This window comes from Rhizobium sp. T1470 (genome assembly GCF_042140505.1).
Classification (GTDB): Bacteria; Pseudomonadota; Alphaproteobacteria; order Rhizobiales; family Rhizobiaceae; genus Rhizobium; species Rhizobium favelukesii.
The window spans coordinates 2,061,403-2,088,178 of record NZ_CP148091.1; the positions used below are offsets into that span (position 1 = coordinate 2,061,403).

The following is a 26,776-nucleotide window of genomic DNA, read 5'->3' on the forward strand; positions in this document are numbered from 1 at the left end:
GAAACTGACCGCATCCGGTCGGGTTGATAAAACCACAACCATCCATTGCTCGCACTTCGTCCATTGGGCGTAGATTGCCTACCTTTCGGTGAAAAAAATCGACGCTACGAATGCGTCACTCGCAATTCTTCCTCGCTAATCAAAATGAGAAAGTGTTCTTCATCTAGTGCCGCGCCACAGAGATTATGACTCTTTGACGGGGTAAGCTTTGCGGAGCTTTTGGCGGGCTTTTTCGGTTGTGAACATCCATTGGATCTTTGCGCCATTAGCGTTGCGTTGCTGCTCCCAGGCTGCGACTTCGGCGATTATGGTGTCTTTATTGTCGATACGACGGTCGAGGCATTGGCTGCGCAGGACACCGATCTCGATCTCGACCATGTTGAGCCAACTGGCGTGCTTGGGCGTGTGGTGGAACTCCAGTCGCTTCAGCACCCTTCGAGCCTCCGGGGCTGGAAATGCGTCGTAAAGCGCCCCGGCGGAATGGGTGGAGAGGTTGTCCATCACCACGCGGATGATCGGGGCGTCGGGATAATCGACGTCGACCAGTTCGCGCATGCACTGGGCGAAGTCTTGGTTGGTTCGCCGATCGGTGACCTTCACCCTGCGCCAGGGCTGGTGGGCGTCCATGAAGACAAACAGATTGACCGTGCCGTTTCGGCGATACTCGCAGTCGTAGCGTTCAAGCTGGCCAGGCTTGGCCGCAATGGGCTCGCGCACTTCGCCGATGAGTTGGGTCGGGCTCTCGTCGAAGCAGACCACGGGCCTTTGTGGATCAGGCGTCTCTGCGTAGAGGTCGAGAACATCCTCCATGCGCGCGACGTATTCCCCATCGAGCTTTGGGATGCACCACATGTCTTTGCGCCAAGGTTTGAGATGATTCTCAGCCAGCCGGCGACGTACGGTCTCCGAGGACAACTCGTCATGATCGGTGAGTCGGACCATCTCATCGGCCAGAAGCTCCAGGGTCCAGCGGGCTCGCCCGGGCGGCGGCTTTGAGCAGGCGGTCGCCACCAACAGCGCCTCCTCCTTGCTCGATAGCTTGCGCTCAACACCCGGGCGCGGTTCTTCACTGAGCGCGCCTTCCAGATTGGCTTCCACAAACCGGCGCTTGGTCCGGTAAATCGTCGATCCGCTGACGTTCAAGGTTGCCGCGATCACCTCGTCGCTGAAGCCTTCGTCCGCCGCCACCAGGATCTGGGCGCGCTTGATCTTGCGCGACGCATGGCGTCCCCCGCTCAACAAAACGGCCAGTTGATCACGTTCCGATTGGCTAAGCTCTACGTGAAACTTTATATTCATCGACACCTCCTTCAGCGCGGAGACGCAGATGAATCCGAAAATGAGTCCCTCACTTGACCCGCAAGCCGCAACGGCAAGACATGGCCTTACGCAAGTCCAAGGCCAGTACCTGGCCTTCATCTACGCCTACAGCCGCATCTTCAAACAGCCTCCGGCCGAAGCCGACATGCGTCGCCACTTCGCCGTTACGGCTCCGTCTGTTCACCAGATGGTGCTGACCCTCGAGAAGGCAGGATTTATATCCCGCGTGCCAGGCGCAGCACGCAGCATCCAACTTCTCATCCCACCAGAAGACTTGCCCATTCTACGATAACCCAACCCGTCATAATCTCTGTGGCGCGGTACTAGACGAGTGACGACGTCCCCGTCGTCTGTCAAATAGTCAACTCTTCCCATTCTAAAGTCGCCAAATCTGGATTGATCGGTCCTGATCTGCTCGATGACCGTGCATAGCTTTCCGGCTCGGCTGGCGCATTGGAATCGCCTCGTCTCTTCATATCGTGCCATTGGCCTACTCCCAGTTTGCAGGGGGCGAGATAGTGCGGCGGCGCCGAATCTTCAATTTCGCTAATAGGCGTATTAAAATGGGCGCTTGCGCGGAAAAGAAAGGGGTAAGCGTCCCATTCCAAGCTGGTGGTTGCTCGCGCCCGGCTTGTTCTAACATCGGCTGATGACGGCCGGTTCGTCCGGGAAGCCATTTGCCTAGGGCAAACGCCCACACAACACGAGCGCTAGGAGAGCGCCCTTACGAGTTGCGCCAAAACCGAAGGGCTAAAAATCGCCAGCGCTAGGGCGTCGACTCATAAACTCTGACACCAGATCCGCGCCGCGACAAGTTTGACAGCGGCGAGATAGTTTTCCGGGCGCTTGTCGTAGCGTGTGGCGATACCTCTGAACTGTTTGATCTTGTTGAAAAACCGCTCCACGAGGTTTCGCTGCCGATAAACCCAGCGCGAGAATGAGAAGGAGCCCGTCCGATTTGCTTTGGGCGGGATGTTGGCCCAGGCTTTGCGCGCGGCCGCCTTAGCCCGGATGGCGTTACTGTCATAGCCCTTGTCGGCAAGCAGGATGTCGCCTTCGCCGAGGCTGTCAGTCAGCGCATCGGCTTCAGTGCAATCAGCAATCTGCCCGCCGGTCAGGCGGAGCGTGACGGGCCGACCTTCAGCATCGACGAGCGCGTGGATTTTGCTCGTGAGCCCGCCGCGGGAACGTCCCATGCCACCATCGTCTTGATCCCCTTTTTTCCCGTGGCCGCGTGCTGGTGAACGCGAACACAGGTCGAGTCGATCATGACGATGTCGCCATCGTAAGCTTCTGAAACCGCTTCAAGAAGCCGATCCCAGACACCAGCCTTCCGCCAGCGGACGAAGCGGTTGTAGCAGGTGGTTGGCGGCCCATACCGCTCAGGAACTTCCGCCCAAGGAGAGCCTGTTCGGAAGCGCCAAAGGATGCCATTCAACACCCGTCGGTCGTCGACACGGGGAACGCCGCGCGGCTTGTTGGGAAGAAGTGGCGAAATAATCGACCATTCCTGGTCCGTGAGTTCGTAGCGGCGGCGTGTCATCATGGCTCCTCATTCGGAAGCCTTGAATCACGAGGCACGCAAAACGCCAAGAACATTAATGGGTTTACGCCCTAGCATTACAGTTGCATATCTATCTGTGGTCTGAATCTATGGGTCTCCATGATTCGGAGGTCATGGATGACAGGTGCATCAATCGAGACTACGCTTGAGCTTTGGGCATCATCGTTGCGCGACGTGAAGGCTCGCATGCGCAGACTGTTTACGCAGGAGCGAGTTGCAGCCTCTGCGAACCTTTTCCTGGACGGCTTGCTGGGTGACGAGCGGCGTAAGACAGGTTGGATGCGTGCTGAGGCGGCCGGTGATCCCGGCCCGTGGCGGCAACAAGCCATTCTGGGGCGCGGGCGCTGGGACGCGGACGCACTTCGCGACATCGTGCGAGAGTATGTCGTAGAAAACCTCGCCACGGATGATGCGGTCCTGGTCATCGACGAGACGGGCTTCCTCAAGCAGGGCAAGACATCGTGCGGTGTTGCACGTCAATATACAGGTTCGGCTGGCAAGATAACGAACTGCCAGATCGGTGTGTTCGCCGCCTATGTGTCCGTTCGCGGTCATGCCTTTATCGATCGGGCCCTGTACTTGCCCAAAAGCTGGACCGGCGATCCGGCAAGGCTGGCAGCAGCTCATGTTCCTCAGGCTACAGCCTTCGCTACCAAGCCAGGCCTGGCTGTCGAGATGATACGGCGTGCGCTGGCAGCCGATGTGCCGTTTTCATGGGTGGCCGCAGATGCGGTCTATGGCGTCGGGGACGTTGAAGGGACCCTGCGTCGAGCCTGCAAAGGCTACGTTCTTGGGGTTAAATCGGACCACCATTTCGGCTCCTGGTCGGGTAAGCCTCCGGTCGCCGGCACAGCGCAGGAGATCGCCCGTGATCTCGATCCAAGTGCATGGCAACGTCTTTCCGCCGGTGAGGGCACCAAAGGCGCGCGGCTTCATGACTGGGCCTATTGCGAACTCGCCGACCTCGATGCCGACGAATACAACGAGACGACATCTGGGCTTTGGACCCGTGGCCTCCTGATCCGGCGCAATATCAGCGACGGTGATCTCGCATTCTTCACCACATGGTGCCTGGCCGGGACGGACATCCAGACGCTCGTTTCCGTTGAAGGCCATCGCTGGGCGATCGAAGACAGCTTCGAGACCGCCAAGAACGAGCTCGGACTCGATCACAATGAAACCCGGTCATGGCATGGCTGGCATCGCCACGTCTCCCTCGTCATGCTTGCCTTCGCCATGATGGCGGTGATCCGGTACCGCGCCAATGACGCGACGCCCCAAAAAAGACCGCGGATGCCGACCATCAGGACTTGATCCGCTGGTCTATCCAGGAAGTCCGGCGCATCGCCATAAGACTCGCTCAGCGTCGCATAAGCCCCGCCTACGTCATCGCATGGTCATGCTGGAGGCGCGCCCATCAGGCGGCCGCTCGACGAGCTCACCTCAAAACTAAAATACAACTGTAATGCTAGAAGAAGAAACAAAGCGGCCAAGCCGAGTCTTGCGCTGATCATACCGATAGCCCCTGTGGTCAAGACAAGAATCGACGGTCGGTGCATCTCGTAGCCGCTTGCGAGGATTAGCAAAAGCGCGATGAAAGCGTAAGCTGCGCCACGAGCGAGTCTGAGAGAGACGCGGCGCATGAAGCCGTAAGCTTGGTCCGTTTCGTCCGGCGGTAGATTTATTTGGTCTGCCATGCCCCCCTCTTAGTCACGGTGCGGTAACTATTGCACTTCAATCGAGAATAGCAAAGTACAACTAGGGCTCGCCTTCGGCGGGCTTTTTCTTTTCCAACAATCTGGAGCGTCCCATGGACCGCAAGGCGTTTTACGACACGCTGCGAGGCAGCGTGCTATTCCCGAATGGCTTCTCGACTGATCAGGTGAAAGGCATAGAGGCGCTTCTAGACGCGGCCAAAAGCCTCGCTGCAGACGAGATGGCGTATGTCTTGGCGACCGCCTATCACAAAACCGCCACCACGATGGAACCCATCGCCGAGTACGGCAAAGGGAAGGGGCGCAAGTACGGCGTGCCTGGTCGCAATGGCGGACAAGTTCCTCACGGTCGTGGCTTCGTCCAGACGACGTGGGACCCGAACTATGAGCGCACCGATCGCGAGCTCGGGCTCGGCGGGCGGCTGATCGCCAGCTACAACCTGCTACTTACCGATATAGCGATAGCCGCTCAGCCTCGAGCTTACAGCCCGCCGATACTTATCCCTCCTGAAGAATGAGCAGGGCTCTAGGTATGCCGGCCGGCGCAAGAACCTCGTATGGGTTCAGCCAACGCTCATTGCGGAGATCGAGTACCGCGCTTGGACCCATGACGGGAACCTGCGCCACTCCTCATACAAAGGGCTGAGAGACGTGCAGGACAACGCTGCGGTTTATGATCTTCCAGGTTGAAGGCTGATGCGGTAAATGCTTCGTTCAATCCGGCAGCCGCCGAAAGGAATTCGAAGACGGAGCCGCCGGTCTCAGGGCATTCAAAAACATGCAAGTCGCGAACACAAATCCGATCATCGCTTGACTCTGACGATGGGTCTGTAACTGGGCGATGCTGACGTATCCGCGAGAATCCATAAAAAGAAGGCACGCACCAAATACCATCAACCAAAGCCAAATCGAGTAGTCGCCAACGAACTTTTCGACAACCTGGGCAACGGTTGAGATTATCCCGCCGTCTTTATCTGCCATCGCTCACTCCAATAGACTAAAAACCGCTCGGAAAGTCCTTTGGCAATGATAGCCAGCAACGTCGATATTAGATGTATATTTTCGACGCGCAGAAAAATAGTGCGCTCCAACGCGCATAGGAATTCTGGACAGATCGAGCGTTCGCCCATCTCATCCAAGCGCCTTACTTTAAGCCTGTGGAAGAACGTTCTGGAAACGCTTATTCAGAATGGAAAAAGGACATTATTCAGAATGGACCCCCTTGCGATTTATCTAGGATGGTTCTAAACGACCGCCACGGTTCGATTTTTCGACCGCGTGAGGCCTCGTGGCGGAGTGGTGACGCAGAGGACTGCAAATCCTTGTACCCCGGTTCAATTCCGGGCGAGGCCTCCAAATCTGTCTAGATATCGACAAGTTATTGATTTTTCGACCGCGTTTCTCCGGGCGCGGGCTGAACGTGGCCTATTCCGCCATGCCTATCCGGCCTGCTCCGTTTTCGGGCCGTCGCCGCATCTGGCGTCAGAGCTTCTTGCTGCTTCTATCTGCGAAATTTCCAGCGTGACCTCGCCAACCAACCTACTCCAATCGGATTAGGACCTAGGTCCGTCTAGGCCGGCCCTGATCTCAGCGCTATTGTTTCTCTCGCTGGTCTGCCGAGGACAGTGGGGCTTTGAAGGTCGGATCCACTCCTGAATTAGCGCTTGCCGCCCACGGCAGACAGGGCGGGGGTAGTTTTCAGTCCCGACAATGCTGGAGGGGCCGGCCAAAGTGGCTGGTCCTCTCCCGGCTTCTAGTATCACCATCCCGACTAGGCCTCAGCGGTATGGACAGGACGCTCCTTCCTGCGTCACCAAAGTCACCTTGCCGTGGCATTTGCTCCATCAACATGGTGAGAATCCATACGGCGCTAGCGTTGATGCATGCTTTTCATAGCCAAATCGTCGAATTGTCGAACTTTCGATAGGTCGCTAAGTTTCAGTTCCAGTTCTTAGGAGCGCCTCCGATGCCGGCGACCCAAATGCCGCAACTGATCTTTGCCTTGAGCGTGGCGCGGGAAATGGCGGAGCGCGAGCTGCACGCGGACATGCTTGTCATCCTGATCGATGAGGCTCTGAAAGAGGCGAAGGAAGAAGCGCTGCGCCACGGCATTCTGGTCGACATAGAAGAAGAAACGGAGCTGCAATAGCCCTCGGCGGCAAACCGGATGTGCCCCGGCCGCGGCTGTTTCGGGCCCCGGCCGGGTTGTCGACCTAAGAGGGGCTGGGGAGGCTCCGAGATCGACGCCGACAGGCTACAGATCTCGTCCGACGGCCGGAATTGGTGTTTAAAGGTATGTTTCGTCGTTTGTTCTTGCCTAAAAAGAACCTCGCGGCGAATGTCGACCCATCGCCGCACCGAAAAGCTAGAGCATCGCACTTGAATTGAGAATCGAGTGGGGTTTTCACGAGGGTATTGGTGTGATTCACTGCGGTTGGAGGTGAATCACATGGGTAAATCTCATTCTGTTGATCTTCGTCAGCGTGTTGTTTCCATGGTCGCTAGCGGCCAATCACGGCGAGCCGCTGCCCGTCATTTCGCAATCAGCGACAGCAGTGTGATCAAGCTGCTGCAACGCCGGGAGCGGACTGGGCTGATAACCCCCGCGCGTCAAGGAAGGCCACCAGGTGCAGGGAAACTGTCGGCGTTTCGCGATTTCCTGGTCGCACAGGTCGAAGGCAAACCGGATATCACCATGCCAGAGCTTGCCCGTCGCCTTGAGGATGAACATGGATTGGTTATTCCACCATCGTCCCTGTCGCGGTTTTTGATAACGCAGGGATACACATATAAAAAAACAGATAATGGCGTCGGAACGCGCTCGCGCTGATATCCGAAAGGATCGTGATGTCTGGATTTCGAAACGCCAACCCCGGATGCGATTTGAACCGCATCGACTTGTTTTCTTGGACGAAACCTCGGTGAACACAAAGATGGTGAGACTGCGTGGGCGCTCCCCGCGCGGCGAGCGTCTCATCGTACGCATCCGAGCAGGGCCGCCTTGTAGGAATTGTCGGATTTGGCACTGACTGTCCTTATTGACGTCAAAAAGGACAGTGCGGAATGGAACGGCTTGAGATTGTCGATAGCGGCCGGCGGCGACGCTTCAGCAAAGAGATGAAGCTGCAGATTGTCGCCGAGAGCTATTCGGAACCTGGCTTGTGTGCGACGACGGCGCGGCGACATGGGATTTCCCGTTCGCAGTTATATGAATGGCGGCGGCTCGCACGAGCGTGGCAACTGGATGTTGGGTCGCCTGCCGGCGGCTTTATCCCAGCACTGCTTGTTCCAGAGATAGAGCCGGCAGCAGGGTCATTGCCGAACGCCGGCCGGATGGAGGTTGTCAGCTCGAATGGTCGCCGTGTGATCGTGGACCGCGATGTCGACGTTGAGGCGCTGCTTCAGATCATGCGCGGACTGGAGACGCTGCGGTGAATCCGTTTCCGATGGGAACAGGCGTCAAGGTCTGGCTTTCGACGGGGTATACGGACATGCGCTGTGGCTTCCCCTCTCTGGCGCTTCGGGTGCAGGAGGTTCTGAAGCATGATCCGTTGTCAGGGCATCTCTTCGTCTTCAGGGGCCGCAGATCGGATATTTTGAAGATCATCTGGCATGACGGTTTGGGTGCCTGCCTTTTTACCCGGCGGCTGGAGCGAGGCCGGTTCATCTGGCCGAATTTGGAGGGCGGTGCGGTTGCGATCTCTCCAGCACAACTGTCTTATTTGTTGTCCGGGATCGACTGGCGCAATCCGCAGGAAACATGGCGTCCGACACGGGTCTGATAGCATTATTACATTGAAAATACAGGGAGAATCTGATCGAATGGCTTCATGAATTCGAAGCCTGCCGATCTTCCCGCGGACCTTGCGAGCGCCTATCTGGCGCTGCTTTCCGAGCGTGAGATGTTACAGGCTGAACGCGATGTCGTTGTTGCCGAGCGCGACACCGTCGTCGCCGAGCGGGACATTGCGGTGGCGCAAGCCGCCAATGCGCAGGCCATGTTATCGGACAGCGAGGCACTGATTGCCCGTCTGGAACTGGCGATCGAAAAGCTGAAGCGCGAACTGCGCGGCCAGAGATCTGAGCGCACGGCGCGACTGATCGACCAGATGGAATTGCAGCTCGAAGAGCTGGTGATGGCGGCGACGGAGGATGAAATTGCGGCGCAGGCTGCGGCTGCCAGGACATCGAGCGTGCGTTCGTTTACACGCAAACGGCCGGTACGAAAGCCCTGGCCGGAGGATATCGAGCGACAACGTGTGATCATCGATCCTCCCACCGCTTGTGTCTGTTGCGGTGGATCGCGTTTGTCGAAACTGGGCGAGGACGTCACTGAGACGCTGGAGGAGATTCCGCGCCGGTTCAAAGTGATCGAGACGGTGCGGGAGAAATTTACCTGCCGTGACTGCGAGTCGATCAGCCAGCCGCCGGCGCCGTTCCATGCCACGCCGCGCGGCTTCATCGGCCCTCATCTGCTGGCCACGATCCTGTTCGACAAGTTCGGAATGCATAGCCCTCTCAACCGCCAGAGCACCCGGTTCAAAAGCGAGGGCATCGAGCTTTCGACCTCGACGCTGGCTGACCAGGTCGGGTTTGGGACAGCCGCGCTCATGCCGGTCTTTGATCTGATCGAGGCGCATGTCTTCGCGGCCGAGCGCCTTCACGGCGACGACACCACCATTCCCATTCAGGCCAAAGACAAATGCACGACCGGGCGCATATGGACTTACGTATGCGATGACCTGCCCTTCGGCGGTGCGGCGCCGCCGGCGGCAATATACTATGCGTCGAGTAACCGGCGTGGTGAGCACCCGCAGAAACACCTGGCCGGGTATGGCGGCATTCTGCAGAGCGATTGCTACAATGGCTTCGAGCCGCTCAGTGTCGCCGAGAAGAAAGCGGTGCCGATCACCTTTGCCTTTTGCCATGCGCATGCGCGGCGTAAATTCTTTGAACTGGCCGACATCCAGAAAAGTGCCCGTGATCGCAAACGCAGAGGCAAGCCGATCTCGCCGATCGCATTGGAGGCCGTCCAACGGTACGATGCGCTGTTCGAGATCGAGCGCCAGATCAATGGATTGAGCGCCGAAGAACGACTGGCCGCGCGGCAGGAAAAGAGCAAGCCGCTGTTCGATGACATGCACGAGTGGCTGAAACGGGAGCGCGCCACGCTCAGCAGATCCTCCGAGGTCATCGAGCCGATCGACTACATGCTGAAGCGATGGGATGGTTTTGCCGGTTTCCTGGAAGATGGCCGGATTTGTCTCACGAACAATGCCGCCGAGCGCGCGCTGAGAGGTATTGCCCTCGGGCGCCGCAACTGGACCTTCGCCGGTTCCCAGCGTGGGGCCGATCGTGCCGCCATCATGCTCACCTTCATCACGACCTGCCGTCTCAACGACGTCGACCCAAAGGCATGGCTCGCCGATGTGTTCGCACGCATCGCCGATCTTCCCGTCTCCCGCCTGCACGAACTGCTCCCGTGGACGTGGAAAAGGCTCCGTGAGGCCGAAAAGGCCCAGGATCAGTACATCGCCTGAGCGACAGCCTCACCATACATCAGCAAGTGCGCCTGCGCGCGAGCCAATTCCGCGGCCTTCCGCGTATGGATACGTCTCATCACGGATGCGCCCTTTGGCCACTGGGGGACACAGACATTCATTGCAGGCTTGCGCTGTTTCGGTCTTACTGCGCCCTGGATTATTGACAGGCCGATGAACCGGGAAATCTTCGACACCTACATCGAGACCCAGCTTGCGCCGACACTCGAACCAGGCAATGTCGTCATCCTGGATAATCTTCGCGTTCACAAGAGCGATAAAGCCAAAGCCTGCCTCAAGGAAGTTGGTGCGTGGCTCCTGTTTCTGCCGTCTTATTCGCCAGATTTGAACCCGATCGAAATGGCCTTCGCCAAAATTAAGGCCCATCTCCGAGCCGCCGCCGCTCGCACGTTTGACGCACTCTCAAATGCGCTCGGATCCATCTGCAACCTCTTCAACAGCCAAGAATGTCGAAACTATTTTACAGCCGCAGGCTATGGGTTCGATTAAAGGTACGGCGCTCTAGGACCCGCGAAGCTTGGGACTTGCAGTCGCCACAACGGCAAGACAGGCCTATAATTCAATCGCCTCGTTCGCCGCAATTCGGCGTTCAGTTGATCCGTTGTAGTGACGGTATTGGTGACACGCCGGTTGTCGCGACATTCGGGGCGCCGACGCTCACAAAGGGAATGAGGAGTATGAGGGCCAGCAGCGCGCAGATGAAAAAGCTGCCCAGCACGAGTGGTCTGATTGCCATTTCCCGTCCATCGAATCCCAAGGGAACGACACTATCCGGCGAAAAACTGACAATGGCCTGAAGGCAGGCAGTCAGCTCGTTTCACGATCAAAAAGCCCGCAGCAGAAGATCCCAACCAGCGTAGCGATGATGAAGAAGTCGAACAACGAGAGATATTCGATGATGTTCGGCATGGCCTGCTCCTCCTCAATTCCTCCGGTTGCAATAATATCACAGCACGCTCCTTTGTTCCATGAAGGATTGCTGTGGGGCCGCTTCGGCAGCCTTGGCACCCCGAATTCTTGCCGCAGCCATTCGTGAAGCCTTGAAAGGCCAGTGTGCTAAGATTAAGAGACGTGCAGACAAAGCCGCTTCCACCGGGCGAGAGGACATAATGAATTTCGAATCAGCACGCGCAAACATGGTCGACAACCAGCTCCGTACGACGGACGTCACCTCGCATTCCGTGCTGACGGCCTTCCTCACCGTGCCGCGCGAGGACTTCGTTCCTGAGAAGGCGAAGCCGCTTGCCTATATCGATCGTGACGTCGAAATCTGCCCGGCAGCTTCCGGCAGGCCGGCGCGCTATCTGATGCAGCCGTCGCCGCTTGCAAAGCTGCTTCAGCTTGCGGCGGTCACGAAGGATGACGTCGTGCTGGAGATCGGCGCTGGCAGTGGCTACGTATCGGCTCTTTTTTCGCACCTTGCTGGAACAGTGATCGCGGTCGAAGAGGATGAAACGCTCGCAGCGGAAGCCAAAACCAACCTTGCCGGCTACACAAACGTGTCGGTCGTCACGGGAACGCTCAATGCAGGCAACCCGGCCGGTGCTCCTTATGATCTGATTTTCATCAGTGGCTCGATCGAGGAAGTTCCTGCGGCCTTGCTCGCACAGCTTCGCGACGGTGCCCGTCTGGTCACGGTACAGGGTTATGGCGGCTCCGCACGCGCGAAGGTCTTTGTGAGCGAGCGCGGCACGGTTTCCGAAAACGTCTACTTCAACGCCTCCGTTAAGCCGCTTCCGGGCTTCGCCAAGGCGCGCGAATTCGTCTTCTAATCCTTGGCGTTCGGTCAGTCATTTTCAGCGGGCGCCTATGGCGCCCGTCTTTCTTTCTCGTCATCGAATGGTCACGCCGCGAAACGACGGCAGAAAGCTGTGCACTCCAGCATTCATTTGATTCCCGATGATTTTTTTCAATCATCGGCTATCCTAAGCTATGGGTGATTCGGATGCCCATTCCACGCACTCCGGTCGTTTTTCGGAATAACGGGGATAGATATGGCTCAGCCAAGCGTAGCGCGTGAACCGTCCATGGAAGAGATTCTGGCGTCGATCCGCCAGATCATCGAGAGCAATGACCCGGGTGCGGGCAGGGCGCTCTCCGCGTCGCCGCCAGCGGTTTATGGCGCCGACGAGGACGATCGTGATTCGGACATCCATTTGACGGTGGACGAGGCCTACGCTGGCGTGGAATTCCCCGAGACCGCCGCCCAGTTCGATCCGCGTTTTGTCGCTGCCAACTCGGCAGGCTCGGCTCCTCTGCCGGAGGCGCCGCCGCGTGCGATGTCTCTCGCTGATGTCGCCGCGCGCGTCCGTGCGGCGTCGGAGCGGAACGCTGCGCAGTTGCAGCGCGAAGTGCCGCCGGCATTTAGGCAGCCGGAAGCAAGTGGCACGGAACTGAGGACCGAAGCGCCGGAAACTATTGGCGAGGCGTCGACTCCTGCGCCCGCTTCGCGATCTGCGGACGCCCCTATGGCTCCCATTTCAGCTCCTGCGCCGAAAATCGTCGCCGTGCGCCAGCCCGTGGAAGTACCATTCGAAATGCCTCAGGTCGCTGCCATGGAGCCACGACCGGCTGTTGCTGACGCGGCTGAGGTATCCGTTCCCGCTATCGCCGCACCGACGGCGGAGGAGATGCTGCCAAGCCGCATTGAGGATGAGCAACAGCCAGTATTGCTCTCACATGATGCGGGCCTTCAGGTCGCCCGGTCCTTCGAGGAACTCGCTGCCGCCATCGATGGCGCCGAGCGTCGCTCTCTCGATGAGATCGCGGAAGACATGCTGCGCCCGATGCTGCGCGAATGGCTTGATGATAATCTGCCAACCCTGGTCGAGCGCCTCGTGCGTGAAGAGATCGAACGAGTGGCGCGCGGCCCGCGCCGCTGATCGGAAACGCCTTTCCTCAAAAAGCCGCTCCGGTCTCCGGGGCGGCTTTTTCATTGACTTGCCTGAAGCCATCCTATTTACAACCCGCATCTAAGAACCTCCAGATTTTGGTCCCCAAATGCTCGACAAGACCTACGATTCTGCTGCCGTTGAACCGAAAATCGCTGCAAAATGGGATGAGGCAGACGCCTTCCGCGCGGGCGCCAATGCCAAGCCGGGCGCCGAGACCTTTACCATCGTGATCCCACCGCCGAACGTGACCGGCTCGCTGCATATGGGGCACGCCCTGAACAACACGCTTCAGGACGTCATGGTCCGCTTCGAGCGCATGCGTGGCAAGGATGTGCTCTGGCAGCCCGGCATGGACCATGCCGGCATCGCCACCCAGATGGTCGTCGAGCGCAAGCTGATGGAACAGCAGCTGCCGGGTCGCCGCGACATGGGGCGCGAAGCCTTCATCGAGAAGGTCTGGGAATGGAAGGCGGAATCGGGCGGCCTCATCTTCAACCAGCTGAAGCGCCTTGGTGCCTCCTGCGACTGGTCGCGCGAGCGCTTTACGATGGACGACGGGCTTTCCGCTGCCGTTCTTGAAGTCTTTGTAACCCTTTACAAGGAAGGGCTAATCTATCGCGACAAGCGCCTTGTCAACTGGGATCCGAAGCTTCTGACGGCGATCTCCGACATCGAGGTCGAGCAGCACGAGGTCAACGGAAACCTCTGGTATTTCCGCTATCCGCTGGAGCCCGGCGTTACTTATCAGCATCCCGTTGCCTTCGACGAAGACGGTAAGCCGACGGAGTGGGAAACCCGCGACTACATCGTTGTCGCCACCACTCGCCCGGAGACGATGCTCGGTGACACCGGCGTTGCCGTCAATCCGAAGGATGAGCGCTACAAGCCGCTGGTCGGCAAGCATGTGATCCTTCCGATCGTCGGCCGCCGCATTCCGATCGTCACTGACGACTATCCGGATCCGACGGCCGGCACCGGGGCTGTCAAGATGACGCCGGCGCATGATTTCAACGACTTCGACGTTGGCAAGCGCACCGGATTGCGCGTCGTCAATGTACTCACGGCCGATGCGCGGATCACGATTAAGGACAATGAGGATTTCCTGGAAGGCATTCCTGATGCGGCAGCGCTGCACGGCGCCTGGGAAGAGCTCGAAGGCAAGGATCGTTTCGAGGCCCGCAAGATCATCGTCCGCATCTTTGAAGAGGGGGGTCTGCTCGACAAGGTCGAACCACACAAGCACATGGTTCCGCATGGCGACCGTGGCGGTGTTCCGATCGAGCCGCGCCTGACGGAGCAATGGTACGTCGACGCCAAGACGCTCGCAGCACCGGCGATCGCGTCGGTTCGCGAAGGCCGCACCAAGCTCGTTCCGCGCAGCTGGGACAAGACCTATTACGAGTGGATGGAAAACATCCAGCCCTGGTGCGTCTCGCGCCAGCTCTGGTGGGGCCATCAGATTCCGGCCTGGTACGGTCCGGATGGTCAGGTCTTCGTCGAAAAGACGGAAGAGGAAGCCCTGCAGGCGGCGATCCAGCACTATCTCTCCCACGAAGGCCCGATGAAGGCCTATGTCGAAGACCTGCTTGAGAACTTCAAGCCAGGCGAAATCTTGACGCGTGACGAGGATGTTCTCGACACCTGGTTCTCGTCTGCGCTCTGGCCGTTCTCGACGCTCGGTTGGCCCGACAAGACGCCGGAACTGGAACGCTACTACCCGACCAACGTTCTCGTCACCGGCTTCGACATCATCTTCTTCTGGGTCGCCCGCATGATGATGATGGGCCTGCACTTCATGGAGGATGACGACGGCGTTCCGGTCGAGCCGTTCCACACGGTCTATGTTCACGCGCTGGTTCGCGACAAGAATGGCCAGAAGATGTCGAAGTCCAAGGGCAACGTCATCGATCCCTTGGAACTGATCGACGAGTACGGCGCCGACGCACTGCGCTTCACGTTGGCGATCATGGCAGCCCAGGGTCGCGACGTGAAGCTCGATCCGGCCCGCATCGCCGGCTACCGCAACTTCGGCACCAAGCTCTGGAATGCGACGCGCTTTGCCGAGATGAACGGCGCCAAGAGCGATCCGCATTTCGTGCCCGAAGCCGCCGAGTTGACGATCAACCGCTGGATTCTCACGGAACTTGCCCGTACGGAACGTGACGTAACGGAAGCTCTGGAGTCTTACCGCTTCAACGATGCGGCAGGCGCTCTCTACCGCTTCGTCTGGAACCAGGTCTGCGACTGGTATCTCGAACTGCTGAAGCCGGTCTTCAACGGCACGGATGAGGGCGCCAAGAAGGAAGCGCAGGCTTGCGCCTCCTACATCCTCGAAGAGATCTACAAGCTCCTGCATCCCTTCATGCCTTTCATGACGGAAGAGCTGTGGGCACACACTGCAGGCGAAGGCCTCGAGCGCGACACGCTGGTCTGCCATGCCGAATGGCCGGCGCCGTCCTATGCCGACGACGCCGCAGCAGACGAAATCAATTGGCTGATCGATCTCGTTTCCGGCATCCGCTCGGTTCGCGCCGAAATGAACGTGCCACCATCTGCGGTCGCGCCGCTGGTCGTCGTCGGTGCGAATAGCCTGACGCGTGAGCGCCTTGCTCGCCATGATGCAGCCGTCAAGCGCCTTGCGCGTGTCGACGGCATCTCGCTTGCCGGGGAGGCGCCGAAGGGGGCGGCGCAGATCGTCGTCTCCGAAGCGACTGTCTGCCTTCCGCTCGGCACGCTGATCGACCTTGCCGCGGAGAAAGCGCGCCTCGAGAAGGCGATCGCCAAGGCCGATGGCGAGATCGCGCGCATTAACGGCAAACTCTCGAACGAGAAGTTCGTCGCCAATGCCAATCCTGAGGTGGTCGCCGCCGAGCGCGATCGCCTGGAGGAACTGCAAGGCCAGATCGCTAGCTTGCGGGTTGCACTCTCCCGTGTATCCGAAGCTGCGTAAAATCAACGCTTAGTAGCATGGAATTTTACGACGCCCGATGCCGAATCGGGCGCCGTTTGTTGAAGGTCGACATGAATCTCCGGATTTGGCATCCGGATTTACCGATATTCCTGAGCCCCACCTTGATTCCACACGTTTTCTTGTCGCCGCTGGCGAAAAACATGAGTGTTGTTTCCCTGTTACAGGAGGCAGCTAATGTGGAATGGTCGACCTCAGCAGTATGGGTAATTTTACCATCCATAGAATTTTGTTCTAAATTGCCGAAATATTGACGTGCCCGTCAATTCTTTACGTAAAACATCCGTTAGCCCAGTTTCCAATCACGCCAGATCACAAAGTTGCCATTTATCGGCATCGCCTGCACAGTCCCGCCATTGCAATTGCCTGAGTGGGGGAGACACATTGGCATCTCGTATGATTTCGGCAGGCGTTCTGTCGCTTGCCCTATTTTCGACGCTGGCGCAGCCGTCCTTCGCGGGCGGCCTTGATCGCGGCGGGTACAATATCGATCTGCTGTTTGACCAGTCGCGTTTTTCCGCGCAGTCGGCTGTGATTTATGTCATGCCGCAGCGTGAATTGGAGAATGTAAAGGACAACACTGCTCGCCGCGGAAATCTGAGTGGTCGGCCGAATTCGGCAGATGAGACGGAAAACTATGCCGTGCCCTATGTAGGCTTCAAGGCCGGGTATGAGGCGGTTGATTGCCTGTTCGACTACTCCGAACCATTCGGTGTTCACACCAATCCGGGCGTGAACTGGGCTGGCGCAAACAGCAACGTTGAGACGAAGGTCGATACTGAGAACTACGCGGCCACATGTTCATACAAGTTTGATGTGGGTCCCGGTCAACTTCGGCTCATCGGGGGCGCTTTTTATCAGCGGCTCGATGGTTTTCAGGAGAAACTCGTAGCTGTTCTCCCGCCGCGGTTCGGCACCGGCATCGGTCGCCTTGACATAGCAGACGAGTCCGGAGGATGGCGTGCTGGCGTCGCTTATGAGATTCCGGAATATGGCGTGCGCGCAAGCCTGGTGTACAACAGCAGGGTGAAATACGACGACTTGACGGGCACGTTGAACCTTTCGCAGGTCGCAGGCGGTGCCATCATTCCAGTTGCCGGCTCTGCCGAGGCGCCTGACTCACTTGAGCTGAAACTTCAGTCCGGTATTGCACCCGATTGGTTGGCTTTTGGATCTGTGAAGTGGACGAACTGGAGCTTGCTGCAGTCGATCCCTTTTTGCCCGACGAACGGGCTTGCCTGTCCGGCTGGAGGGATAACGTCTCTCGATCTAGCCTATCGTGATGGATGGACAGTTGTGGGAGGCGTTGGCCATAAGTTCAATGACCAATGGACGGCTGCGCTTAGCCTTACATGGGATCGTGGTACGAGCGATGGCTATGGCTCACAAACGGACACATGGCTGGTTGGCGCAGGTGCGGCGTACAATCCGACTGAGAATGTCGAATGGCGCGTTGCTGGAAGCCTCGGCGTCATGACCAGCGGTGAGTCAGGAACTTTCACGAGGGATGGCGTCACCTACGGAAATGATGCCACTTACACCTTCGGCAATGATCTTGTGGCTGCCGTATCGACCAGCATCAAGGTGAAATTCTAAGTTACAAAGATGAGCCTCAGGAAAGCCCGGCAAAATTGTCGGGCTTTTCTTTATGTACGGGTCGTTAAGCATGCCGTTTCCACGTCTCATTTTGTGACGATTCAGCAACAGTTTTTTACCAGCATTTGAGTAAGATGATCCCACGGTGAAATTGTCCATTTCCCGCCACAAACTAGGCGCAGCGCTATAGGCAGGCGAGGGAATGACAGGCGTAGGGTGCGCGTAAAAGAGTACGATGAGCGAGTTCGTAACGGGTACAGTCAAGATGGGTGAAGCGTACGGCGAAGATGCCGCTGCCGACGCCATTTTCCTTTTCCCGCAAGGCGATGCCGCCCCAGAACTTCGCTCTGACGTTGCGCTTCCGAACCTCTCTTTCTTCTCGTTTTCAAACCGATCGGCATTATCGGAATCGGCTTCCGGTAACATCGACACAGGTTTGGTCACAATTGGTGATTACCCTTTCTTTGACGGCGGAAAGGCGCATAGCCGGGCCGCGGGAGTGAGGCAGATGGCATCGCGCCGGACAGCGGGCGGAGAGTGTCGATGCGCTGGGAATTGAGGCTCTCGCGGGAGGGCGAAAGGCTAGATGCGACGCGGGCAAGCGGGCCCTTGAGCCCACCGCGGGATCGCTCGCCGGGAGGAATGCATCCGCGGATAGAAAGTCCGCACGGGTGGAAGCGAAAGAAACCGAGTGAAATGCTGACGTCCGAGTTCAGACCTTTCAGACGAATGCTCATGGGGCTTTCCATTGCCTGTTGCGCGGCAATTGCATCGCCCGCGAGCGCATTCGACATCAAGTCAGGCGTTTCGAAGGAGTCCGGTCCCTTCGATCTCTTCAAGTTCGGCTTCAAGGCTTATAAGAACGGTCAGAAAGAAGAAGCGGTCGAGGCTTACAAATATGCCGCCGAGAAGGGCCATACGGGCTCGCGATGGGCACTTGCCAACATGTATGCCGATGGCGATGGCGTCGCGCAGGATGACTTCGAAGCCTTCAAGATCTATAGCGAGATTGCCCAGCAAGGGGTGGAGCCCGGCTCTGAAGACACTGGCTTCTTCGTCAACGCGCTGCTGTCGCTTGCCAACTATTACAAGCGCGGTATTCCTGGCAGCCCTGTTAAGACCGATCTCAACCAGGCGCGTCAGCTTTATTTCCAGGCTGCTTCCACCTTCGGTGTGCCCGAGGCGCAGTTCCAACTGGCACAGATGATGCTAGCGGGCGAAGGCGGCAGCACCAGCACGCAGCAGGCAAAGAAGTGGCTCAACCAGGCTCGCAAGAGCGGCCATCCAGGTGCCATGGCCGTCTTCGGCAATATCCTCTTCCAGGAGGGGCAGGCAGCCAATGGGCTGGCGCTGATGACCGCCGCTCTCGATCGCTGCAAGCCGAAGGACTGTGGCTGGATGGAGTCCCTGCAGGAGCAGGCCTTCTCCGTCGCGACCGAAAGCGACCGCCGCTCGGCCGTCGCACTTTCTCACAAGATCGCCGTCAACGGCGCCGACTAGAGAATGCCTCCCGAAAATTGGGAGCCGGCGACAAGCAATCCGAAGGATCGCGACGCGCTCTAGGCGCCGGTTGTGAAATCGAAATACGCAACGACAGGCACGTGGTCCGACGGCTTCTCCCAGGCACGGACATGCTTTTCAATCGCAGATGATGTCATGCGGTCTGCAGCCTCGGGCGAAAGCATCAGGTGGTCGATGCGAATGCCGTTGTTCTTCTGCCAAGCGCCCGCCTGATAATCCCAGAACGAGTAGAGTTGAACGGCATCCGTCGTCGCGCGCACGGCATCGGTCAATCCAAGGCCTTCAAGTCGGCGGAATGCCTGCCGTGTCTGCGGCAGGAACAACGCGTCGTTCTCCCAGACCTTGGGTTCGAAGCAGTCGTGCGGCTCCTGGATGACGTTGTAGTCGCCGGCAAGGATCAGGATTTCCTCGTAAGCCAAGCGCTCGGCTGCGAATGTGCGCAGCCGCTCCATCCATGCGAGCTTGTAGGTATATTTCTCGGTCTCGACCGGATTGCCGTTTGGCAGGTAGAGGCAGCAGACGCGCGCGACGCGATTGCCGGGCAGCGAAAACACGGCTTCGAGGAAGCGGGCCTGCTCGTCAAGCGGATCGCCTGGCAGCCCGCGGCTCACCTCGTCGGGCTTGGTTTTCGAAAGAATCGCCACACCGTTGAAGCCTTTCTGGCCGTGCGTCTCGACATGATAGCCCATCGCTTCGATTTCGAGCCTGGGAAAACCCTCGTCGATCGTCTTGATCTCCTGCAGGCAGACGATATCGGGATCCGAGTCCTTCAGCCATTGCGTCAGGTTATCGATGCGCGCCTTGACGCCGTTGATGTTCCAGGTCGCGATCTTCATGGGGTGTCCTGTTCCGCTTCGTCGGTCTCTTGTATTGTGCTCCGTCGAGCGCGGACAAGACTATAAACCGGCCGCAAGGGATTCTTCGGCCGGTTCAATGTGGATACCTGGAGAAGGATCAGATCGAGAAGCTTGTGCCGCAGCCGCAGCTTGCAACCGCGTTCGGATTCTTGATCTGGAAGGACTGTCCGAGCAGGCTGTCGACGAAATCGATCTCGGATCCCGCCATATAGACTAGGGAGAGGCTGTCGATTAGCACCTTGGCGTCGTTCTTTTCGACAACGGTGTCGTCGTCCTGCGCGTCATCGGCAAGGTCGAACTTGTAGGAAAAGCCCGAACAGCCGCCGCCTTCCACGGAAACACGCAACGCGCTCTTTCCGGGTTCGGTGCCGACGATCGCCGCGATTCGTTTTGCCGCGGCATCGGAAAGGGTTACACTTGCGTCCGTCATGTTTGCTCCTGCCGGGGTCAAGAACCGGAGAGAATAACTGTTAGCCGCTAGTTTCAAGCGACTGATTTCAAAGCTACTTTCGCTTCATACCACGAAAGCGCATGTTTGGCTAAAGTGGCAGCGAAAGCGGCGCTTTGCCGTTTATGCTCTCTATAGGTATGAAGAGCGCAAGGCGGCGTCAATGGGCGGCTGCATATCGAGTAACGGTGACAAATGACGATCGACAGGCATGCTTTGGGATATGGCAATAGCGACAGGGCGGTTTATGCGGCCGATCCCTGGGCGACGCGCGGGAGGCTCTATCCCGAGGACCTTAGCCCCACCCGTTCCGATTTTCAGCGCGACCGCGACCGCATTGTCCACACGACGGCATTTCGCCGGCTGAAGCACAAGACGCAGGTGTTTATCGCTCAGGATGGCGATCACTATCGCACCCGGTTGACGCACACGATCGAGGTTGCGCAGGTGGCCCGCGCGCTTGCCAGGGCACTGAAGCTCGACGAGGACCTCGCCGAAGGCGTGGCGCTCGTCCATGATTTCGGCCACACGCCCTTCGGCCATACGGGCGAGGATGCGCTGCACGAAATGCTGCTGCCATACGGAGGCTTCGACCACAACGCCCAGTCGCTGCGCATTGTAACCAAGCTGGAGCGCCGCTACGCCGATTTCGATGGCATCAATCTGACGTGGGAAAGCCTGGAAGGGCTCGTCAAGCACAACGGCCCACTCCTGACCAAGGAGGGTGCTGGCACGCGTGGGCCGGTTCCGCAGCCGATCCTGGACTATTGCGAGATCCACGACTTGGAACTGGATACCTATGCAAGCCTCGAGGCGCAGGTCGCCGCGATCGCAGATGATATCGCCTATAACACGCACGACATCGACGATGGGCTTCGCTCCGGCTATCTGACCTTCGACATGCTGGAGGAGATTCCGTTTCTGGCTGGTCTGATGGCGGAGGTGCGGGAACGCTACCCAAACCTCGAGTCCAGCCGCTTTACCCACGAGATCATGCGGCGCCAGATCACCCGTATGGTCGAGGACGTCATTTCCGTCGCGCAACAGGGCCTTGCGGAGATCGAGCCGAAGAACGCAACGGATATTCGCCAGGCCAATCGCGTGATTGCGACATTTTCCGACGACATGTTTGAAACCGACCGGCAGATCAAGGCGATGCTTTTCAAGCGCATCTACCGTCATCCGGACATCATGCGCATCCGCGCCGGCGCAGCGCAGATCGTGACCGATCTCTTCGGGGCCTATATGGCCAATCCGAAGGAGATGCAGAGCCACTATTGGGTGGATCACATCGCCGGCCTTGCCGAAGCCGCGAGGGCGCGCCATGTCGGCGACTATCTGGCGGGGATGACCGACACCTACGCGATCAGCGCCCACAGGCGATTGTTTGACCACACTCCGGATTTGCGATAGGCAGCGGTCGCCCGGCGGGACCGGACAAATGCCTTGTGGCAGAGCCTATGCATGGAAGAGTGCGATGAACCTTTTTACCGATTTCGACGCCAGGATTAAAACCGCCCTTGAACAGATCGATCTGGTCAAGGAGAAGCGATCCGAGGTGGATTTCGGCCGCATCGCGATCGAGCCGCCGCGCGACCCGAGCCACGGTGACGTTGCGACCAACGCAGCGATGGTGCTGGCAAAGCCGCTCGGCACCAATCCGCGCGCTCTGGCAGAGATCATTACGGCGAAGTTGAAGGAAGACGCCGACGTCGCGGACGTCTCGGTAGCTGGCCCCGGCTTCATCAACATCAAGCTTTCCGTCGGCTACTGGCAGCGCCTGCTTGCCTCGATGATCGACGCTGGCACGGACTACGGCCGCTCGGCGCTTGGCGCCGGCAAGCGCGTCAACGTCGAGTATGTGTCGGCGAACCCGACCGGTCCCATGCATGTCGGCCATTGCCGTGGCGCCGTGGTCGGCGACGCGCTCGCCAACCTGCTTTCCTTTGCCGGCTTCGATGTCGTCAAGGAGTACTACATCAACGACGCCGGCTCGCAGATCGACGTGCTGGCGCGGTCGGTTTTCCTGCGTTATCGCGAAGCTCTCGGCGAGAAGATCGGAGAGATTCCGCCAGGACTTTATCCGGGCGACTATCTCATTCCTGTCGGTCAGTCACTGGCCCGTGACTACGGCGTCAGGCTGCACAACATGACCGAAGATCAGTGGATGCCGATCGTCAAGGATCGCACGATCGATGCGATGATGGCGATGATCCGCGAGGATCTGGACGCGTTGAACGTGCATCATGACGTGTTTTTCTCTGAGCGCACGCTGCACGCCCATGGCGCTGCCGCGATCCGCACCGCGATCAACGATCTGACGTTCAATGGGCATGTCTATAAGGGCACGCTGCCGCCACCGAAGGGCCAGTTGCCCGAGGACTGGGAGGACCGTGAGCAGACGCTGTTCCGCTCAACGGAAGTCGGCGACGATATGGATCGGCCGCTGATCAAGTCGGACGGCTCCTACACCTATTTTGCTGCCGACGTTGCCTACTTCAAGAACAAATTCGACCGTGGCTTCAACGAGATGATCTATGTTCTCGGCGCCGACCACGGCGGCTACGTCAAGCGCCTTGAGGCGGTCGCCCGCGGTGTTTCCGAAGGTAAGGCGAAGCTGACGGTCCTCCTTTGCCAACTCGTGAAGCTGTTCCGTAATGGCGAGCCGGTGAAGATGTCGAAGCGCTCGGGCGACTTCGTCACCCTCCGCGAAGTTGTCGAGGAGGTCGGCCGCGATTCGGTGCGCTTCATGATGCTATATCGCAAGAGTTCGGAGCCGTTGGACTTCGATTTCGCCAAAGTAACGGAGCAATCGAAGGACAATCCAGTCTTCTACGTACAGTATGCGCACGCGCGCTGCATGTCGGTTTTCCGGCAGGCGAAGGAGGTGTTTCCGGACCTTGACGTGACGCCTGGCGAGCTTGCGAAAGCGGCAGCGCGGATCGCGGATCCCGCGGAATTGCAGCTGGTTGCGAAGGCAGCAGAATTTCCCCGGTTGGTCGAGTCTGCGGCACAGTCACAGGAGCCGCACCGCGTCGTATTTTACCTCTATGACCTGGCAAGTTCTTTCCATGCGCACTGGAATAAAGGCAAGGATCAAGTAGACTTACGATTTATTAACGATAAGAACCGAGAATCGAGTATAGCCAGATTAGGGCTGGTGTACGCCGTTGCGTCGGTTTTGAAGTCGGGACTTGCCATTGCGGGTACCGCTGCGCCGGATGAGATGCGGTAGCGTCACCATTTACCCACAATGCTCTGGCATAAACCTTAGCAGTTGCGAGTGGGATGAGTATGGCAGACAAACAGCGGGCGTATGACACGCGTAAGAATACGGACCACTTTGCCGACGATGACCCTTTGGCGGAACTTGCCCGTATCGTTGGCTTTGAACCGCGGGTAGCAGCCAATACCGTTGAAGATGCACCCCGACAGGAACCAGCATTCAATCTCGAAGATGAGTTGCTGCGCGAGTTCGAGCGCTACGACGAGCCTCAGTCCGCAGCTTCCTTCGATCGGCTGCCTGAGCCCGTGTTCGAGCAGCCGACTGCCTATGAGGCTTCCGCCGATGAAGCTGGTGTCGCGCCCGCTGCCGAGGCCGAACCTGATTTTGTCATCGAGCCCGAAGGTTCCCCCGAAGTTGCCGTTGAGCCGGAGGTTCTTCAGCCGCCGGAAGTGGCTTCCAACCTGACCGCCGCCGCTTGGGCGTCAAGCGCCCTGCGTGAGGGTGAACCAATCTCCGGTGGCGCTCGTGATCTGATCGAAGAACTCGAGATGTCGATCGGCGCATCGCCCGCTTCGGCTGCGCCCGTCGTGCCGGTGGCGTCTGCCAAGGCTCCGCAGTGGTCTGCGGCCAGCATCCGGCTGCCGATCGCCAACTTCCATCCGGCGCGCCGCGATGAGCCTTTTGCCCCGGTCGTTCCCGTGGCTGTTTCTGCGCCTGAACCGGCTGCTGCGTCGGAGGGCATTGTCGCTTTTGAAGTGCCTGTTGCCGCGGGCTTCCCCGCTGAAATCGATCGTCACGAAGAGCCCGAGGTGGTCCACGATGAGCGTGAGGTGCTTCCAGAAGCGCCGGTCGTTGAACCTCTCATCGATCACCGCGCCTTCGATCTGGCTGCTGCCGCGAAGGATGATGGTGCCGTTCAGGCCGATGCTGCGCTGACGGAAGCAGCGCCGACTGAGATCGACGATATTGCCTTCGATATCGATGCACTCCTCGCCGACGTGTCGCATTACCCCGTTCCGGAGCGCCAGATCACGCCTGCGACAGACGTCGCCGAGATGCCGCGCTCGCCGGAGCCGGTCCGCGTAGCGGCACCTGTCGTGGCTCCGATGCCGAAACCGGTCGAGCCGCCTGTGCTCGCCTCCACTGCCAAGGCTGAACCGGAAGGTGATGATCCTTTCGCCGGCCATGACTTCGAACTCGATCTTGAAGGTATCGAGCTGGAATTGGCCGATTTTGACTTTGCTGAGCCAGTGAAGGTGCAGCCGCACGCGGCCGAACCACCGAGAGTTCAGACACCGCATGTCGAGGCCGTTGGACTGCAGCCGGTCGCCCCAGTGCCCGCTTTCCAGTCGGCGCCCGCTCCGGTTGTTGCCGCCGCGCCGATCCGTCAGGCCCCGGTAGAGGCAGCTTTCGTCGAAAAGGCGCCCGCTACGCCCGTATTCTCGGCCGATGCCGGAGACGACCTCCCGTTCGATCCGTCGATGATCTCGGATGCGGAGTATCATCCGGAAGCCGTCGAAGAAATGCACGTGCCCGTGCTGCCGCCCGTCGAGCAGCGGGAACCGGTGGTGACGACCTCAGACTTCGATTTCGACGTCGACGCCGAGATCGCCAACCTGCTTGCGCCGGCCAAGCCGGTGGAAACGCCTGCGAAGCCAGTCGTCGAGGAATGGCGGACCCGTGCGCCGATCTCTGTCGCGCCGAGCGCAGCGCCAGCCGTGTCTGTCGCCAAGCAGGCTCCGTTACAGAGCTTGGACGAGTTCGAACGCGCCCTTGAAGAAGACTTCCGACGGAGCGTCAACGAGCCGGTCCAACGCCGCGAGAACGTTTCCCAGGTGCAAATCCAGTCGGCAGGTGAAGCCGAGGATATGAGCCGTGCACGCTCGATGAAACGGATGCTGGCTGCCGCTGCAGCGATCGTCGTGTTCGGCGGCGTCGCCTATGCAGGCTATACGTTCCTAGCCCGTGATGGAGGCCTTGGTATTGCCTCCGGCGAGCCGCGCGTGATCACTGCAGACAAGGACCCGGTTAAGGTCGTACCGGAAAATCCGGGCGGAAAGACCGTGCCGAACCAGGACAAGGCTGTTTACGACAGCGTCGGCGGTGCCGCGGCCGAAGCGCCGAAGCAGAAAGCACTGGTGTCGAGCGACGAGCAGCCGGTCGACGTCGTTCAGCGCACGCTGACGCCGGAGACGCTGCCCGAGGACAACGACAGCGACATCGCAACGCCACCAATGGCGACACCGGTCGGTGACACCCAGGATCCGCGCCTGCTTCCCAGCCAGGATACGGCCGCTGTCGACGAAGCTGACAATGCAAACCAGGCTCCGTCGGTTTCCGCCCGCAAGGTCCGCACCATGATCGTCCGGCCGGACGGTACTTTGGTTGCCCGCGACGAGCCGGCTCCGGAAGCAGCCCCGACGCTGCCGAAGGCAACTCCCGTTCAGACGCAGAAGATCACCGCTGGCTCAAAGCCGGCTGGCGGCACTGCTGCGAATTTCCCGGCATCGGGGCAGGTCGCCGCCGCCGACATTCGGTCGACCCCGGTTGAAGAAACCAAGCCGACAGCCGCGCAGGCTCCCTCGGAAAATGCGCTGGCCAAGGCGGCGGCCGCCTCTCCGGCGAACGTCGACCCGCCGGTGCGCGCGGTGAAGAGTTCCACGGTGAGTGACACCGCGCCGGCTCCGGCAGCGCGTCCGGCTGGGACTGAAGCGGTGAAGGCAACTACCGAGGCGCCCGCGGCACCTGCAGCACAGAAGCCGAAGGAAGTTGCCGCTGTTTCGCCGGCTGCAACCCAGGCCCAACCTGCTACGGCCGCTGGTGGCTACGGCGTCCAGATCGCATCGCTTCCTTCCGAGGAAGAGGCGAAGAAGTCCTACGCGAGCCTTTCGAAGAAGTTTGCAAGCGTGCTTAGCGGCCGCAGCTACGAGATTCGCAAGGCCGAGATTGCAGGGAAGGGCACGTTCTACCGCGTTCGTATCCCTGCGGGCTCCAAGGACGAAGCCGCGGCTATCTGCGAAAAGTACCGTGCCGCAGGCGGCAGCTGCCTTATCTCGAAGTAAGCTATCGGCAAGCATTCAATCGAAGCGGCGGGTCTCTGGTCCGC

23 protein-coding genes, 1 tRNA gene and 2 pseudogenes are annotated in these 26,776 nt (G+C 59.1%); 20 read left to right on the forward strand and 6 right to left on the reverse strand.

Features of this window, described 5'->3' with window-relative positions; translation table 11 throughout:
• Window positions 1–183 precede the first annotated feature (183 nt).
• A complete protein-coding gene (locus WGT02_RS10415) occupies window positions 184–1,299 on the reverse strand; it encodes an IS630 family transposase (RefSeq protein ID WP_208245192.1) in 1,116 nt (371 codons plus the stop codon).
• A gap of 28 nt (window positions 1,300–1,327) precedes the next feature.
• Between WGT02_RS10415 and WGT02_RS10420 the strand changes: the two genes are divergently transcribed.
• A complete protein-coding gene (locus WGT02_RS10420) occupies window positions 1,328–1,612 on the forward strand; it encodes a LexA family transcriptional regulator (RefSeq protein ID WP_225039569.1) in 285 nt (94 codons plus the stop codon).
• 487 nt (window positions 1,613–2,099) lie between these two features.
• Here the strand turns inward: WGT02_RS10420 and WGT02_RS10425 are convergent.
• Window positions 2,100–2,863 (reverse strand): IS5 family transposase gene (locus WGT02_RS10425; protein WP_375679387.1). Its coding sequence is split into 2 segments (ribosomal slippage): window positions 2,100–2,527 and window positions 2,527–2,863, totalling 765 coding nucleotides; the frame shifts between segments, so codons are not numbered across the junction.
• A 120-nt stretch (window positions 2,864–2,983) separates the two neighbouring features.
• Here WGT02_RS10425 and WGT02_RS10430 point away from each other — a divergent pair.
• The gene (locus WGT02_RS10430; RefSeq protein WP_208244986.1) at window positions 2,984–4,198 is read left to right on the forward strand and encodes an IS701 family transposase; all 1,215 of its coding nucleotides are present in this window, start codon (window positions 2,984–2,986) and stop codon (window positions 4,196–4,198) included.
• An 83-nt stretch (window positions 4,199–4,281) separates the two neighbouring features.
• Here the strand turns inward: WGT02_RS10430 and WGT02_RS10435 are convergent, their stop codons facing one another.
• Window positions 4,282–4,581, reverse strand: a complete 300-nt coding sequence (locus WGT02_RS10435) for a hypothetical protein (protein WP_208248079.1) — start codon at window positions 4,579–4,581, stop codon at window positions 4,282–4,284.
• A 113-nt stretch (window positions 4,582–4,694) separates the two neighbouring features.
• On the opposite strand from WGT02_RS10435, the gene WGT02_RS10440 reads away from it, so the two are divergent.
• Window positions 4,695–5,117, forward strand: a complete 423-nt coding sequence (locus WGT02_RS10440; RefSeq protein ID WP_208248077.1) for a hypothetical protein — start codon at window positions 4,695–4,697, stop codon at window positions 5,115–5,117.
• Between the two features lie 10 nt (window positions 5,118–5,127).
• Window positions 5,128–5,289: pseudogene (locus WGT02_RS10445) on the forward strand (ATP-dependent DNA ligase); the annotation flags it as partial.
• Between the two features lie 24 nt (window positions 5,290–5,313).
• Here WGT02_RS10445 and WGT02_RS10450 read toward each other — a convergent pair.
• On the reverse strand, window positions 5,314–5,580 hold the full coding sequence (locus tag WGT02_RS10450) for a hypothetical protein (protein WP_024317455.1): 267 nt from the start codon (window positions 5,578–5,580) through the stop codon (window positions 5,314–5,316).
• A 301-nt stretch (window positions 5,581–5,881) separates the two neighbouring features.
• Between WGT02_RS10450 and WGT02_RS10455 the strand changes: the two genes are divergently transcribed.
• From WGT02_RS10455 to exoR, 13 genes and pseudogenes are all read left to right on the forward strand, one after another.
• A tRNA-Cys gene (locus WGT02_RS10455) sits at window positions 5,882–5,955 on the forward strand.
• A gap of 610 nt (window positions 5,956–6,565) precedes the next feature.
• Entirely contained in the window at window positions 6,566–6,748 is a 183-nt protein-coding gene (locus WGT02_RS10460; RefSeq protein WP_024317454.1) for a hypothetical protein, read from the forward strand.
• A 300-nt stretch (window positions 6,749–7,048) separates the two neighbouring features.
• The gene (locus WGT02_RS10465; protein ID WP_208248075.1) at window positions 7,049–7,429 is read left to right on the forward strand and encodes a helix-turn-helix domain-containing protein; all 381 of its coding nucleotides are present in this window, start codon (window positions 7,049–7,051) and stop codon (window positions 7,427–7,429) included.
• A gap of 233 nt (window positions 7,430–7,662) precedes the next feature.
• Window positions 7,663–8,034 (forward strand): transposase, encoded by a 372-nt coding sequence (locus tag WGT02_RS10470; protein WP_208246116.1) that lies wholly within the window; start codon window positions 7,663–7,665, stop codon window positions 8,032–8,034.
• Window positions 8,035–8,045: 11 nt separating this feature from the next.
• Complete coding sequence (gene tnpB, locus WGT02_RS10475; protein WP_208246417.1) at window positions 8,046–8,381, forward strand: IS66 family insertion sequence element accessory protein TnpB; 336 nt, start codon at window positions 8,046–8,048, stop codon at window positions 8,379–8,381.
• Between the two features lie 48 nt (window positions 8,382–8,429).
• Complete coding sequence (locus WGT02_RS10480; RefSeq protein ID WP_208246114.1) at window positions 8,430–10,139, forward strand: IS66 family transposase; 1,710 nt, start codon at window positions 8,430–8,432, stop codon at window positions 10,137–10,139.
• 72 nt (window positions 10,140–10,211) lie between these two features.
• Window positions 10,212–10,649: pseudogene (locus WGT02_RS10485) on the forward strand (IS630 family transposase); the annotation flags it as partial.
• Between the two features lie 620 nt (window positions 10,650–11,269).
• Window positions 11,270–11,932: a protein-L-isoaspartate O-methyltransferase gene (locus WGT02_RS10490; RefSeq protein ID WP_029710312.1), complete on the forward strand. Its 663-nt coding sequence runs from the start codon at window positions 11,270–11,272 to the stop codon at window positions 11,930–11,932.
• 222 nt (window positions 11,933–12,154) lie between these two features.
• A complete protein-coding gene (locus WGT02_RS10495; protein WP_208248073.1) occupies window positions 12,155–13,042 on the forward strand; it encodes a PopZ family protein in 888 nt (295 codons plus the stop codon).
• A gap of 118 nt (window positions 13,043–13,160) precedes the next feature.
• Window positions 13,161–16,004, forward strand: coding sequence for a valine--tRNA ligase (locus WGT02_RS10500; RefSeq protein WP_024317451.1), 2,844 nt, complete (start codon window positions 13,161–13,163; stop codon window positions 16,002–16,004).
• Window positions 16,005–16,406: 402 nt separating this feature from the next.
• Entirely contained in the window at window positions 16,407–17,618 is a 1,212-nt protein-coding gene (locus tag WGT02_RS10505) for an OmpP1/FadL family transporter (RefSeq protein WP_024317450.1), read from the forward strand.
• Between the two features lie 235 nt (window positions 17,619–17,853).
• Complete coding sequence (locus tag WGT02_RS10510) at window positions 17,854–18,177, forward strand: hypothetical protein (protein ID WP_024317449.1); 324 nt, start codon at window positions 17,854–17,856, stop codon at window positions 18,175–18,177.
• A 137-nt stretch (window positions 18,178–18,314) separates the two neighbouring features.
• On the forward strand, window positions 18,315–19,118 hold the full coding sequence (gene exoR, locus WGT02_RS10515; RefSeq protein WP_024317448.1) for an exopolysaccharide production regulator ExoR: 804 nt from the start codon (window positions 18,315–18,317) through the stop codon (window positions 19,116–19,118).
• Between the two features lie 59 nt (window positions 19,119–19,177).
• Here exoR and xth read toward each other — a convergent pair whose 3' ends face one another.
• Complete coding sequence (gene xth, locus WGT02_RS10520) at window positions 19,178–19,975, reverse strand: exodeoxyribonuclease III (RefSeq protein WP_024317447.1); 798 nt, start codon at window positions 19,973–19,975, stop codon at window positions 19,178–19,180.
• A gap of 118 nt (window positions 19,976–20,093) precedes the next feature.
• Window positions 20,094–20,426, reverse strand: coding sequence for an iron-sulfur cluster insertion protein ErpA (gene erpA, locus WGT02_RS10525; RefSeq protein ID WP_024317446.1), 333 nt, complete (start codon window positions 20,424–20,426; stop codon window positions 20,094–20,096).
• 213 nt (window positions 20,427–20,639) lie between these two features.
• Here erpA and WGT02_RS10530 point away from each other — a divergent pair, with 213 nt between their 5' ends.
• The 3 genes from WGT02_RS10530 to WGT02_RS10540 all read left to right on the forward strand — a co-directional run bounded on the left by WGT02_RS10530 (window position 20,640) and on the right by WGT02_RS10540 (window position 26,732).
• Window positions 20,640–21,857 (forward strand): deoxyguanosinetriphosphate triphosphohydrolase, encoded by a 1,218-nt coding sequence (locus tag WGT02_RS10530; RefSeq protein WP_024317445.1) that lies wholly within the window; start codon window positions 20,640–20,642, stop codon window positions 21,855–21,857.
• Window positions 21,858–21,921: 64 nt separating this feature from the next.
• Window positions 21,922–23,679, forward strand: a complete 1,758-nt coding sequence (gene argS / locus WGT02_RS10535; protein WP_208248071.1) for an arginine--tRNA ligase — start codon at window positions 21,922–21,924, stop codon at window positions 23,677–23,679.
• 59 nt (window positions 23,680–23,738) lie between these two features.
• The gene (locus WGT02_RS10540) at window positions 23,739–26,732 is read left to right on the forward strand and encodes an SPOR domain-containing protein (RefSeq protein WP_208248069.1); all 2,994 of its coding nucleotides are present in this window, start codon (window positions 23,739–23,741) and stop codon (window positions 26,730–26,732) included.
• The last annotated feature ends 44 nt before the right edge of the window (window positions 26,733–26,776 follow it).

Bases quoted from the DNA above. Each gene is read 5' to 3' on its own strand.
- tnpB (WP_208246417.1), top strand. From the start codon at position 8,046: ATGGGAACAGGCGTCAAGGTCTGGCTTTCGACGGGGTATACGGACATG.
- erpA (WP_024317446.1), bottom strand. From the start codon at position 20,426: ATGACGGACGCAAGTGTAACCCTTTCCGATGCCGCGGCAAAACGAATC.
- WGT02_RS10510 (WP_024317449.1), top strand. From the start codon at position 17,854: ATGAGCGAGTTCGTAACGGGTACAGTCAAGATGGGTGAAGCGTACGGC.
- argS (WP_208248071.1), top strand. From the start codon at position 21,922: ATGAACCTTTTTACCGATTTCGACGCCAGGATTAAAACCGCCCTTGAA.
- WGT02_RS10495 (WP_208248073.1), top strand. From the start codon at position 12,155: ATGGCTCAGCCAAGCGTAGCGCGTGAACCGTCCATGGAAGAGATTCTG.
- WGT02_RS10430 (WP_208244986.1), top strand. From the start codon at position 2,984: ATGATTCGGAGGTCATGGATGACAGGTGCATCAATCGAGACTACGCTT.
- WGT02_RS10440 (WP_208248077.1), top strand. From the start codon at position 4,695: ATGGACCGCAAGGCGTTTTACGACACGCTGCGAGGCAGCGTGCTATTC.
- exoR (WP_024317448.1), top strand. From the start codon at position 18,315: ATGCTGACGTCCGAGTTCAGACCTTTCAGACGAATGCTCATGGGGCTT.
- xth (WP_024317447.1), bottom strand. From the start codon at position 19,975: ATGAAGATCGCGACCTGGAACATCAACGGCGTCAAGGCGCGCATCGAT.
- WGT02_RS10450 (WP_024317455.1), bottom strand. From the start codon at position 5,580: ATGGCAGATAAAGACGGCGGGATAATCTCAACCGTTGCCCAGGTTGTC.
- WGT02_RS10490 (WP_029710312.1), top strand. From the start codon at position 11,270: ATGAATTTCGAATCAGCACGCGCAAACATGGTCGACAACCAGCTCCGT.
- WGT02_RS10500 (WP_024317451.1), top strand. From the start codon at position 13,161: ATGCTCGACAAGACCTACGATTCTGCTGCCGTTGAACCGAAAATCGCT.
- WGT02_RS10460 (WP_024317454.1), top strand. From the start codon at position 6,566: ATGCCGGCGACCCAAATGCCGCAACTGATCTTTGCCTTGAGCGTGGCG.
- WGT02_RS10435 (WP_208248079.1), bottom strand. From the start codon at position 4,581: ATGGCAGACCAAATAAATCTACCGCCGGACGAAACGGACCAAGCTTAC.
- WGT02_RS10480 (WP_208246114.1), top strand. From the start codon at position 8,430: ATGAATTCGAAGCCTGCCGATCTTCCCGCGGACCTTGCGAGCGCCTAT.
- WGT02_RS10415 (WP_208245192.1), bottom strand. From the start codon at position 1,299: ATGAATATAAAGTTTCACGTAGAGCTTAGCCAATCGGAACGTGATCAA.
- WGT02_RS10465 (WP_208248075.1), top strand. From the start codon at position 7,049: ATGGGTAAATCTCATTCTGTTGATCTTCGTCAGCGTGTTGTTTCCATG.
- WGT02_RS10530 (WP_024317445.1), top strand. From the start codon at position 20,640: ATGACGATCGACAGGCATGCTTTGGGATATGGCAATAGCGACAGGGCG.
- WGT02_RS10540 (WP_208248069.1), top strand. From the start codon at position 23,739: ATGGCAGACAAACAGCGGGCGTATGACACGCGTAAGAATACGGACCAC.
- WGT02_RS10470 (WP_208246116.1), top strand. From the start codon at position 7,663: ATGGAACGGCTTGAGATTGTCGATAGCGGCCGGCGGCGACGCTTCAGC.
- WGT02_RS10420 (WP_225039569.1), top strand. From the start codon at position 1,328: ATGAATCCGAAAATGAGTCCCTCACTTGACCCGCAAGCCGCAACGGCA.